At 27.9% G+C, this 12,545-nt stretch carries 12 protein-coding genes; 8 read left to right on the forward strand and 4 right to left on the reverse strand.

From position 1 onward, the window contains the following. Positions 1-264: 264 nt before the first annotated feature. Together B5G32_RS13855 and B5G32_RS12175 are read right to left on the reverse strand one after the other, a co-directional pair. Positions 265-1,497: a hypothetical protein gene (locus B5G32_RS13855; RefSeq protein WP_087245716.1), complete on the reverse strand. Its 1,233-nt coding sequence runs from the start codon at positions 1,495-1,497 to the stop codon at positions 265-267. Between the two features lies 1 nt (position 1,498). Continuing rightward, a complete protein-coding gene (locus tag B5G32_RS12175) occupies positions 1,499-2,200 on the reverse strand; it encodes a LytR/AlgR family response regulator transcription factor (protein ID WP_087936796.1) in 702 nt (233 codons plus the stop codon). Positions 2,201-2,679: 479 nt separating this feature from the next. Here B5G32_RS12175 and B5G32_RS12185 point away from each other — a divergent pair, with 479 nt between their 5' ends. Both B5G32_RS12185 and B5G32_RS12195 read left to right on the forward strand, forming a co-directional pair. Further along, positions 2,680-2,955, forward strand: a complete 276-nt coding sequence (locus tag B5G32_RS12185; RefSeq protein ID WP_087936798.1) for a hypothetical protein — start codon at positions 2,680-2,682, stop codon at positions 2,953-2,955. Positions 2,956-3,777: 822 nt separating this feature from the next. Next, positions 3,778-4,263 carry a DUF3800 domain-containing protein gene (locus tag B5G32_RS12195; RefSeq protein ID WP_087936800.1) on the forward strand — a complete coding sequence of 162 codons (486 nt, stop codon included), beginning with the start codon at positions 3,778-3,780 and terminating at the stop codon, positions 4,261-4,263. A gap of 336 nt (positions 4,264-4,599) precedes the next feature. Here the strand turns inward: B5G32_RS12195 and B5G32_RS12200 are convergent, their stop codons facing one another. Beyond that, a complete protein-coding gene (locus B5G32_RS12200; RefSeq protein ID WP_087936801.1) occupies positions 4,600-6,294 on the reverse strand; it encodes an ATP-binding cassette domain-containing protein in 1,695 nt (564 codons plus the stop codon). Next, a complete protein-coding gene (locus B5G32_RS12205; RefSeq protein ID WP_087936802.1) occupies positions 6,266-8,323 on the reverse strand; it encodes an ABC transporter ATP-binding protein/permease in 2,058 nt (685 codons plus the stop codon). The genes B5G32_RS12200 and B5G32_RS12205 overlap by 29 nt, the downstream gene beginning before the upstream one ends. Positions 8,324-8,660: 337 nt before the next feature. Between B5G32_RS12205 and B5G32_RS14005 the strand changes: the two genes are divergently transcribed. From B5G32_RS14005 to B5G32_RS14010, 6 genes are all read left to right on the forward strand, one after another. Beyond that, entirely contained in the window at positions 8,661-8,837 is a 177-nt protein-coding gene (locus B5G32_RS14005) for a hypothetical protein (protein ID WP_164483560.1), read from the forward strand. A 27-nt stretch (positions 8,838-8,864) separates the two neighbouring features. Next, entirely contained in the window at positions 8,865-9,911 is a 1,047-nt protein-coding gene (locus B5G32_RS12210) for a virulence RhuM family protein (protein WP_087298208.1), read from the forward strand. A 212-nt stretch (positions 9,912-10,123) separates the two neighbouring features. After that, on the forward strand, positions 10,124-10,558 hold the full coding sequence (locus B5G32_RS12215; RefSeq protein ID WP_087936803.1) for a cytidine deaminase: 435 nt from the start codon (positions 10,124-10,126) through the stop codon (positions 10,556-10,558). 186 nt (positions 10,559-10,744) lie between these two features. After that, the gene (locus tag B5G32_RS12220; protein WP_035400590.1) at positions 10,745-10,954 is read left to right on the forward strand and encodes a hypothetical protein; all 210 of its coding nucleotides are present in this window, start codon (positions 10,745-10,747) and stop codon (positions 10,952-10,954) included. Positions 10,955-11,086: 132 nt separating this feature from the next. Continuing rightward, positions 11,087-11,593, forward strand: coding sequence for a helix-turn-helix domain-containing protein (locus tag B5G32_RS12225; protein ID WP_087305345.1), 507 nt, complete (start codon positions 11,087-11,089; stop codon positions 11,591-11,593). A gap of 717 nt (positions 11,594-12,310) precedes the next feature. After that, on the forward strand, positions 12,311-12,545 hold a 235-nt coding region (locus B5G32_RS14010), incomplete at its 3' end, for a hypothetical protein (RefSeq protein ID WP_204209730.1).

A 12,545-nucleotide genomic window follows, 5' to 3' on the forward strand; every position in this document is an offset into this window, starting at 1 on the left:
GTTTTCGATTATTTAATTTTATTATCAAGTGGCTCTCATAGCGAAATAGGTGGCTCCGAAAAACGGACAGGGTGGCTCTCAACAGTGATCAGCATGGCTCTGTTGCACCGAAATATTCAGTCAAATCTATAATGACTAATTTATCATCACACTAGTGTGATGACGTCATCAAAAGAGTAAAACAGTGTCATCTTTTCAGTGAAATACTCAAAATTCTTACTTATATTCAAGTAGAATTTGATTGCCTATATAATGAGTAACAAATTATGTTTTATTAAAATTGATAATTAATTTAATTTTAAATTTTTGTTCTTTTGAAATATCAATTATACAATGATATTGAGATAATATAGAATATAAATTATTTTTAAATTCTTCTAAATTTAAATTAACATATGGAATAATACATTGAATAATAAGATTATTTGCTATCATTTTTGACTTTATTGCTATAATTTTATATTCATCTTTTTCTATGAATTGGATTTGTTTTTCACTAATATCTAATATATAATTAAAAAAATAGAATTGAGTATTAAAATCTATGATGTTAATTTTTTCATCCTCAATTGTAGTTATGCATTCAATATGATTGCTTTTAAAACTATTTAATCGCATATTTAATAAATAATTAAGAACAATAGAATTTGAATAAATTGAATTAAATTCTTTATATGTTTTATCCATAAGTGCATTTAGCTCTATTTTAGCACATTCAAGATCTTTATTGTTTAACAAGCGATAAATATCAGAGTATGAATGAATAAGATCATGTAAAAAATTAAAGTTATATAAATAGTGTTGACTCATCAAACTGAATTTTTGATCCAACGCTTCAGATTTATACTTTTCAATTTTAAGATCTGTTTCGACTTTGTGAGTATTAATTATCATAATAAAAATAACAATGGTCAGTAAATAGGATACTATACATAGAATTATTATAATTCTATATTGTCGAGGATAATCTTTAAATACATGGAGATGTTGATCTTCTGCAATCATCAATAATATTGTAATTACGGGTACAATAAATATTAACCAGCTATACTTAGGAAGGTTATTGAATTTAATGTATTTTGATATTTTAATATAAGATACTGTAAAAACGCAAAGCATAATAAAAGAAATAATTAAGCCTAATAAATGTGAATATGTTAAAATGTTTGAAGGTATTGAGAAATTGAATACATTGCTTAAAATAAATCCAACCAAAATTTCTGAAAAAATTTGAAATGTAAAAAAAGGAATCAATACAAAACAATGTGTAAGAAGGCGCCCCGTATATTGAATAAAAATATAAAATGTATAGATGATTAAAACAAATAGTGCTTTATTAGAATTAATACCATTGATATTTTGTAAACAAATTGAAAAATAGGTCAATATAAAAATAATATATTTAATGTTATGATTATATCTTAATGTTAGAAAATTATGGGCAAGATAGTTGAATAATGATAGAGATAATAAGTCAAATATGAATATCAAAATCACTTTAAAAAACTCCTTGTAAATATTTTGTGAATTCTATTTCTAAAGTATGTTTACAATTTCTAGACAATGGAATAGTTTCATCAGTTATAAGATATATTTCATTTTTTCCAAATGCACTTATATGTTCTAAATTAACTATAAATGACTGATGTGAATATGAAAATCCATATTTATGTAACTTTTGATACCAATACTTTAAGGTGTAAGGAGTAGGATATATTTCGGTAGTGAGAGTATGAATGTATGTTTTTCTATTAAGAACTTCAACATATAATATATCATTGTAATGTATTTTTTTATTAGCAATTTTTTCATCGTAAAAACCAAGATACTTTTTTAAATATTTTTCAACAATATTTTCCATTTCAATATTAAAAACTTCTTGAGAAATAGGCTTTAAAAAATATCTATCTGCATGTATTTTATATCCTTCAATTGCATATTTAGAGTAATTTGATACTATGATAATTCGACATTCATGATATATATTATTTAACTTTAAACCAATATCTATTCCATTTGTATTATTTATTTGAATGTCTAAAAAAAGAATATCATAATCTTTAATAATATTAAAAAGTTCTTGAGTAGATGTACATATTTTTATTATATAATCTAAATTTTTTTGATTAAAGTAATGGTTAATGCATGTTAATAATTGTTTAATGTCATTTTTATCATCATCGTAAATAAGTATCTTCATAACAGTACACCCCTTTATTATGATTAAATAATAACAAATTATTTAAAAATATAAAATAGTATTTAGGAATGTTTAGAAAAATATACCTCTAAAATCATGTTTACAATACTGAATATGGTAGCAAAATACATGATGTTAAATATGAAATTGTTAAAATTTAGATAAATAATAATTGAGATTGCAAGGAAGATTAAAACGAGAAGAAAAAAGTAAAAAACGACAATTATATCAATTAAGATTATTGCTATTATAGGGATTATTATAAATTTATGGTTAATTCTATGAGTTTATCAGTTGAATTGTCTAAAGAGATAGATTGTACTGTGAAAGATAATTTTGAAACAATGATAGAGACTAACAAATATTCTCCTGGAATGTATGAAGATATAAATTTCATCTTTTCTGTATCCGCTCACCATGCTTTTGAATATACAGTTGATAATAATTGCATTAAAAAATAAAGCATATATATTTATGGAATGTTTTACATTGAACAGTATGAAGATAATGGAAATTCTATCAATGGATATTTAGATTATATGAAAGTAACAATGAAGAAAAATGGTGATCAATATAAATTAGACAAAGTCTGGACACCTAACGATGGAGATCAATATCAAACATCACTATTAAAAGAATTCCCTATTAATACATGGAGTCGTATATTGTTGACGGGAGATAGATATAGACTTGAATTGGTTAAAGAAGGTAGGCAACAATATGAAGAATATATACTGGACAACAGTAAAAAATAATTAAAATGAAAAATTAAAATTAGAACTTTTTAAATCTTATATTTGTTTATGTTTATTTATTAGCTTCCTCAATTGAGTTGTCATTAATTCAATGACCTTTAATTCATTAGATATTATAAAATTAATGAGATATGAAGTCAAAATAGATGTCAAGCATATAGTCATCAGACTAAAAAGTGCTGAGAAATTTTTTGGACTTTATAATCTCACCAAAGATGAATCATACAGTGAAGAAAATATCAAGCTTCGTATTTTCAATAATGATATTGCTTTTCAAAATACTGTACAAAAAACAAAACCTATAATATATCACTATCAGGGAAATATCAAAAAATCAAAAATGATAACAGGATTTCGTGTCCTGTATGTCCATTATATGTTTGAAATGGGAATATTGCCCAAGAATGCACCTCATAAAAGAAAGGTGCATTTTTTTTGAAGGAGGATTTAAGATACATGGATCAAATAACAAAGGAAGCAACTCTATTATGTAAAAAAGGAAGAGTCAATTGTCAAGAATAGACTGGAATCACTTATTAAGGAACAAAAGTGTGTCTACAACAAAATCAGACGTTGTAAAAATCCTGATACAAAAGAGAAACTTCAAAGAGATGTGTATAGTCTTTCCAAAGAAATTAAGAAATTACGAAAGGAGGTGAGGCTTTATGAAGGGATAGAAAATCGTTCATTGAAGATGAGAGACATTATGAAATCAATGAATGAAAGACAAAATGATACACAATTCAGCAGCTTATATAGAAATGCAGAACGATAAATGATAAAATGTAAAAAGGCTATTAACAAGAAAGAGGAAACCATATAATGATATTATTTGTTGATGAAACTGAATGTGAGGATTATTTTATTGTTGCTGGTTTATTGACCGTATCTAAGTCTATGACAGATATGACCTATAAAAGATTTAAAAAAAAGATTAAGACTATGAAGTTATCTGAAAAAACTAAACAACAAATATTTTTAGAATTTAAGGGTGTTCTATTAGATAGACATTATCAGAAAATAAAGATAAAGATGTTAAAAGAACTCAATGATATGAAATACAATGTGTATTTTGCTTCATACATTAAAAAGGATAAGTCATTTAAACAGGAAGACAAAGAAAAACAGTATATCTTTCTGTTAAATAAAATTGTTAATTCAATTGATCAGGATATATCTATTATTTTTGACACATTTAATAAACCAGACTTTGAAGATAATATAATCAATACCATAAAATTGCATTCTAATGTTTTATCAATTATTCCGTGTGATTCTAGAAATGAGCCGATAATTTATGCATTGTAATCAGGCTAAATAAATCGAAAAAGGAAAACGATTTCTATTCTCTTATTGAGAATAACATTATTGAAGTTTGATGAGAAAACCATATGAACATTATGTTGATATAACTTAACAATAATGGTATATTCTAAGTAGAAAAAGAGTATATTCTTTATAGGTATGATTTTCTGGCGTCTTGTCGCTGGATGTGCAGATTGATGCGGAATCATACCTTTTTTCTTTAGGTAATTTAAAATAACTTGCGGTTGTGGGTTTTTGGATTATCAAAAAATAAAGAAGTTCTGATAAAAACAGAACTTCTTTATATGTATCTTAGATTTTTAATGAGAATATCATGCCTTATTCATCTTGTGATATTTTAAGTATTGTTGATATGTGTGTGACTTTTAAAGCATTCAATCTTAGTTTTAAAACAAGTATATATAAAAGCATTATTCCAAGTATAAACAGTATCATTACTAATGATTCATCAATGCCACATACATAGGTAATAAGACATTCAATTATTGGTAGTGTAAGAAAACATAGCAATATTTTGACTTGTTTTTTTAAATATAGTTGTTTCAATAATGATAATGGAATTCCTAATGAATACATGATTGAGATGTTTTTTTGGTTTTTCTTCATATTTTTCAAGATATCATAAAACAAAAAGCATATGTTCATCACAAATAATAATATTTCTACAATGACAAAGATAATATGATAAAAATGAAATTCTTTTTGTTGAATTATCCAATCTGTAAGAATACTGTGGTAGACTGATATGTTTTTTTGATTGCTGTATTGCTCATATACCTGATCGACATCACCGTTAATGAGAATTTCATAGGATAAAGTTTCACTGGTTAATAGATCATACTGAGTTGGATATTTTAAGGAATAAGGGGTGTCTTTTAATTTATTGATCATATAATCATATGAGTAATAAATCTGCATTTGATTGACATCCTTTTCTTCAATGATTTCTTTGATAATGAATGTTAGAGGGTAACTTTCTTCTTGTAACTGATAGGATAATTCAATAGTTGAACCAATTTCCTGTTGCAGAGCTTTAGCAAGCTTGTCATTGATAATAATTTCATTATCATGAACTCGTGAAGCATCAGGACATGGATAAACATTGACTTTTTTTAGCTGATGATTGATTTCTAAAGGTTGGAAAGGAATCAACAGATGGTTATTCTCTATATCTTGTAGAGAAGATGTATAATCTGTAATATATAGGCTTTGATAATTAAGGGCATCATGACCATGTTCCTGCATGAACAAAGAATAATCAATTTGTACACATACAATCTCTATAAGAATGAGACATGTTAGTATCAATGACATGATGGTCATCTTTTTATGAAATATCTTATGGAAATAATAGCGAATAGATTGTTGATTGTAATTTGGTTTTGGGGATATTTGAAGTTTATCGTTTTGTGATGATGAAATGCAATATAGTTGATAATCTTTTATTTCATAGCAGTAATCACTATATTCCATCATCAGCTGTTTTTCATGAGATGCAACAATGACAGCACAATGGTTTGAAAGTTTTTTAAGTAAATCCAGAACAATTTTTTTATTTTCTATATCTAACGATTCAGTTGGTTCATCACAGATAATAACTTGTGGTTTTTGCATAAGAGCTCTTGCAATACCAACTCTTTGTTGCTGACCAGCAGAAAGTTCATATGGATAATGATCTTTGATTTCCTGCAAGCCTAATTGCTGCATGATTGAATCCATAGAAACATCTTCATTATATATATCTTCTAACATCTTTAAGTTTTCATATACTGTCAATTCATTAACAAGTTCATAGGTTTGAAAAATACTTGTTATATGAATATCCTTATCTATAATTCTTTGACCACTATCTATCTCTTCATAACCAGCTAAAATATTAAGTAATGTTGATTTTCCACTCCCACTTTTTCCACATAAAAGATAAAATCCACAATTTGAAAAATCAAAAGATAGATTCTGAAAAACAATATGATTTCCAAATGATTTATGAATGTTTTGAAGTGCAAGTTGCATAATAATAAACTCCTTCTATGATGATAATGAGAGTTGCTGTAATAAAGAAAGTCAAAAGGTATGATAAAAGACTATGTGATGAAAGAAGTGGATAACCGAATTGAGCAGCAATAGTATTCATTAAATTGTAGAGAATTGTAGAGAAAATCATCTGTAAAGCAAAAGCAGTAAGTAGACTTAACCCAATAATGATTCCGTAAATGATGAATGGCTGATAACCATAATGCTTATAAATATAAGTTTCTTTTCGATAACGTTTTCTATCGAAAAATAGTATTAGAATATAGATGACTGTCAATGCAAATAATCCACCACCAACAAGCAAATAGAAATAGAGAGTTTGGTGATTTTCAGCGGCCTGCTCATCAGCTAGGATGGAATCTGTATAAACAACAAATTCACTTTTATTACTGTTTAATGTTTGATTGATATTTTCAGCAATGGCTGTTTCATCCTCTTGGACATCACTGATAAAAGATACATAAAGATATTTGACTTTATCCTTGTTAGTAATATGGTGATCACTTAATAAATCTTCCATCGTTCCTTCTTGTAAAAAGATCATATAATCATCTTTGTTTTGAGCATAAGCAATGCCTACAATTTTGAATTCTTCAGATAGACCAGGGCGATTCATATTCAAGACTTCTTCCGTGCCAATGAGCTGTTCCATGCTATCTAAATGTTTTGCCTTATAAAGTTCTAAGGCAAGATTTTGTGAAATGACAACCTCTCGATTGTTTTCCGTCATTCTTCCTGCTAATAAATCTATTTGACAACCTTTAAACAGTTGATAAAACTGGACTTTGAATCCATAATCAGAAAAATGAACTAAATCAAGAACAGAACCATACTCTCCATCTTGAAATGTTTCAATATTTCGATAATCCATGTATAAAGGAATATCTTTTGGAAAAGATTGGCCACTTTCGCTTTCATACAGTTTGACATCATTTTCTAATATGGATAAACATGTTTGATAAAAATCTTTATTTTGATCTTCTGGTTTCATTGTTGATATAGCTTCTCTTATATCATCAATATACATTTCCGGATAAAATACAGAATTAAAATTCACTTGTGCTGCTTGCCAACCAAACTGGTATCCTATGACACCATTGATATTGTCCTTGACAATTTGAATATCTTGATCATCATATAAATCACCAGTTTTTGAGGACATCTGATGGTCTCGACTTTGGGTAATAATGAGATTATCATGTGTTTGCCATTTTCCATTTTGATGAATCATCTGATCTAGAGAAGGGAACAAAGATACACCAACAAAGACAAAACATCCAATCAAAAGGATAGATAATATCTTAACCAGTAAAGATACATATCTTGTCTGAATTGTCTTTATAATCATAGAAAAATGTTCTTTTATATGATGTAAAGAAATATCTTTTTTTAGGATTCTAGGTTCATCTTGATAATCGTAATTGCTATCTTCAATAATACCTTTTCCCATATGAACAACATGTCCAGTGTATTCATCTATGAGGGCTAATTCATGAGTCACAATGATAACACCTTTTTTGAGTGATACTTCTTTCAATAATTCCATAACAAGATGACTATTTTCATAGTCAAGAGCTGAAGTTGGTTCATCACAAATAAGATAATCACAATCTACCAGTAAAGAACGAATAATCTGTATTCTTTTTTTCTGACCTACTGATAACTTTTTAACTTTAGAGTCCATAAAATCATTTAATTCAAAATGTTTTAACATATCTATTATTTTTTTTGGATCATTATTAACCAATAACAGATTATCAAGTACACTCATGTTTTCTATGAGATTGAGATTTTGTTCGACACATTCAACAAGACCACAGTTTTCAACTTGTCCTTCATAATCTGTATCTTTGCCAGATATGATATTTAATAGTGTTGTTTTTCCACAACCACTTGGTCCTATGATATATGTTATGCCATAATTTGGAATCATTAAATTAATATCTTTTAAAGCATGAATAACATTGTTTTTATTATGATAAACTTTTGTAATTTGAGTTAATTTCATTCTATGCACCACGCTTTCAATAATTCTATTAATATTTTATCAAAAATAGAATTATTATACTATTTATTTTGTTAAAATATAAAAATATATATTATATTTTTGTTTATGACTTATTAGCTGTATAATATATGGCTAATATGGAGAAATAAAAACTATTTTTTATTAAAAAATTATTGAAAGAAAAAGGAATTATTGTTCGTGTTAGATCCGATAGAAAACTTTGGGTGAACACTCTATTGATGAAAATTATTATTTAGATATGATATCAAATGATAGTATATGTTATAATTAAGAATATAGATAAATTACTATTTGTGATAGATTAGGAGGTGGAAGAATGTATAAAGCAGTTGTTATAGAGTATTCTCCAAAAGCTGATGATATGGCACAAAAAGTAGAAGAAAAAGCAAATAAAATGTTACAAGATGGTTATGAGCTAGTTACTATGTCAATTACAGGAACAGCAAAAGCAATTTTAGTATTTAAAAAAGGTTTGAAAAAAAGTTTTATATAAATTCTAATTTTATAGGAGGTATTTAGTTTGACGAAAAAGAAAAATGAAATTAATATTCGTTCAAGTGCAGCAGAGTATCTTACCTATGTTGCTTCTATCGGGAATCAGAAAGATAGCATTGAAATGCGCTATGAAGATGAGAATATATGGCTGACACAGAAAATGATGGCTGTTCTATATGGGGTTGATGTACGTACAATAAATGATCATATAAAAAAAGTGTTTGCCGATTCAGAATTAGAAGAATCAGCAACTATCCGAAATTTTCGGATAGTTCAAACTGAGGGAATGCGTGAAGTTCGAAGAAATACAAAACATTATAACTTACAGATGATTATTGCTGTTGGTTTTAAAGTAAATAATGAACGTGCTGTACAATTTAGAAAATGGGCAAATAATATTGTCAAAGATTACACTATTAAAGGTTGGGTAATAGATGATGATAGGCTTAAAAATGGAGGCTCTGTACTTACAGTAGAATATTTTGACCGATTACTTGAGCAGATACGTGAAATTCGTTTATCCGAACGAAGATTTTATCAAAAGATTACAGATATATATGCGACTTCTCTAGATTATGACCGTACAGCAAGTACAACCAAACAATTTTTTGCAAAGGTTCAAAATAAAATGCACTATGCAGTGCATGGACATACTGCAGCTGAGCTGATTTATGAAAGAGCAGATGCCAGAAAAGAACATATGGGTCTTACAACATGGGCAGCTGCTCCAGAAGGAAAGATTGTAAAAAGTGATGTAAGTATTGCTAAAAATTATTTAAATGAACAGGAAATGCGATCACTAGAACGTATTGTATCTGCGTATCTTGATTTAGCAGAAGATCGTGCAGAAAGACATATCCCAATGACTATGGAAGATTGGAGCAAACGTTTAGATTTATTTTTAATGGCTGATGATCGTGAAATTCTCAAAGATGCAGGAAAAATAACTGCAGAAATTGCAAAAACTAAAGCAGAAACTGAATTTGAGAAGTATCGTATTATTCAAGATAAACAATTTATCTCTGATTATGATAGATATTTATTAGAATTAGAAGAAAGTATAAAGGAATAGTTAAATTAGAATATTTGAGTGCTTTTAAAAATTGGGAAGATCATGGCTTTTCTAATAAAGCATTGGAGTGGTCTTCTAAGCTGAAAAATATAGAAGCAATAGAAAAAACAACTATTATAGATACATATAATGATTTGGAAAATAAGTCAAAATCTATATTTTCAAAATTATTTAAAAAGTAATAAACAAGTTGAAAATTTGAGGAGGATTGTATGAGAAACTTTAATATAGAAAAAGAAATGTACAGACGAGCTGTTGAGCTAATTGAAAAAAGATATCCCAAAGGTTGGGGAGGTGCAGGTGTAGTACATACAGAAAATGGACATTATTTTACCAGTGTTAGTATAGATACTGCTAATGCTTCAGCCGTTTTGTGTATTGAAACAGGTGCAATGTTAGAAGCACATAAATTCAACGAAAAGGTTACACATTGTATGTGTCTTGTACGTGATGATGAGAACTCTCCTTATAAGGTTTTATCTCCTTGTGGGATATGTCAAGAGCGACTTAGATTTTGGGGAGAAGATGTGCAAGTGGCAGTCACTACACAAGACAATTCTTTACTTTTTGTTCCTTTACATGAGTTGCAGCCATATCATTGGTCAGGAGCATATCCTAGTGATGAGTTAGAACATTTTGAGGATTGAAATCAATTTCGAAATAACATATTTTAATATAAAAAGTGCAATCAAGTAAAAAATCTGGTATGAGGAAAATGATTCAAAATAAAGTTTTATAGATGTTTACAAAAAAATATTATTTCCTCTTTAATTTATTTGATTTTTAAAGTAGTTCAGATAGATAAATTAGAATTTGTAGAGGTGTATGCTATTATGAAAAAAATAAAGTTTATAATTTTAGAAATCTTATTTTTAGTTGTGATGTTATTATGTGCAACAACAACAATGAAAATTTTAGATATACTATTTAAATTAAGTTATGAAAATACTTGGCTTGTAGGATTTAAAGTAGGATTTGTTGCTTGGTTAATTTTATCATTTGTCTTGTTCATTGCTAAAATAAAAAAGAAAAGTTCAAAGTAATACAAATTAGAATTTCCCAATTAAATCCCGGTAGACATGATGTGTCTACCCTTAAATTGCGGCAATTCTCGCTTTGTGTCGTGGCATTTATTATGTGGCTCTGTTATGATTTTTGCGAAAGGAGGACTGCGGATGGACCAGCAAAAAATAGGTAAATTTCTTAAATACCTTCGCAAGGACAAAGGGTTGACTCAAGAACAACTGGCAGAGCATTTTTGTGTTTCTTCCCGAACCGTTTCACGATGGGAAAACGGAAACAATATGCCGGATGTGGATATTCTCATTGGGCTTGCAGATTTCTATGAGGTAGATTTTCGAGAACTCATTGATGGAGAAAGGAAGAACGAGAATATGGATAAAGAAACAAAAGAAACAGTATTAAAAGCGGCAGAGTACATGAATGCGGGAACAGAGCGATATACGAAGCGTGTACACTTACTTTTACTGGCAGGGGGAATCTTTTGGTTTGTGGCAAGTTTGATTAGCCATACGGAACTAAATAATAATGCAGTTCTAAATGGAGTTTCAAACTTTGCCGAAGGTGCCGCAATCGGAATGATTTTATGCGGTATTGTTTTTACAAGTCGTTATGGACAAAGAATAGAAGCCTTCAAACAGCGTTTACTTAAAAGGCAGTGACAACTTCCAGTTTATAGATTAATGACATGATAACAAGTTATTGCATAAAAAATTCTGATCATAAAATCAGTACTTTTTAAAATTTTGTATTTTTTGTACTTATTTACAAGCTTCTTCGTTTGAATCTGCATCCCAAATTTCGCTGAAAAATCAAGCCTTTTTGAGTTTTTATAGTTCCTAGAGTCTCACAAAATCAGTTAGAAAATGATGAAAAAAATTTGTGTGCAACTCTCGAAGTCTGTAATCGTCTCAGGAAGTCTTTGTCTCATGAGTATTACTAAATCAACTATTTTTACTAAAATAAAAATGTAATAAAATAAGAAAACAATTATAAATATGAGTCATGAGCTATATACTATAATATGAAAAGAATTATATCTAAACATATAATATTATGGAAATTTAAACTTATTTATGTTATATTGTCTATAGAAGATAATTCTTCTCTAAAACGGAGGACCATAGCCTGAGTTGGAACCAGTAAAAGGGAGTTACCATAGCCTTAGTTGGTAGATTTAAGTTTTTAAACAGAGAAGGTCTTATGACTTTTCTCTGTTTTATTTTTATTAGTGAGGAGGTTATAGATATATGCGTTTATTTAAAAGAAATTCAAAAAATAAGTTTGTTTATACCTCAACAAGAAGAAGTATTAGGTACAGTTTTGAAAATTAATGGTTATATCTATTTTTTACCTATAATTTAACTTCAGTTAAATTTATGCAAATAAAAAGCCATGATTTTCATCATGACCAATGGAGTCAACTTAGTAAGTTGGCTCTTTTTTATTTTTTTGGAAATAAAAGAGTGTCTTTTTTACTTGTAGTTAAGTATAGTTATCTATTTATTATCTTATTTCCTTTACTTTTGTTGTATAATGTAGTTAAGAAAGAAGGTGCTTCTATGTTCGTTAGAGTTATCAAAAATAATAAGGGTAAGAAAAATACCTGTTTTT

The organism is Massilimicrobiota sp. An80, from assembly GCF_002159255.1.
Classification (GTDB): Bacteria; Bacillota_I; Bacilli_A; order Erysipelotrichales; family Coprobacillaceae; genus Allocoprobacillus; species Allocoprobacillus merdigallinarum.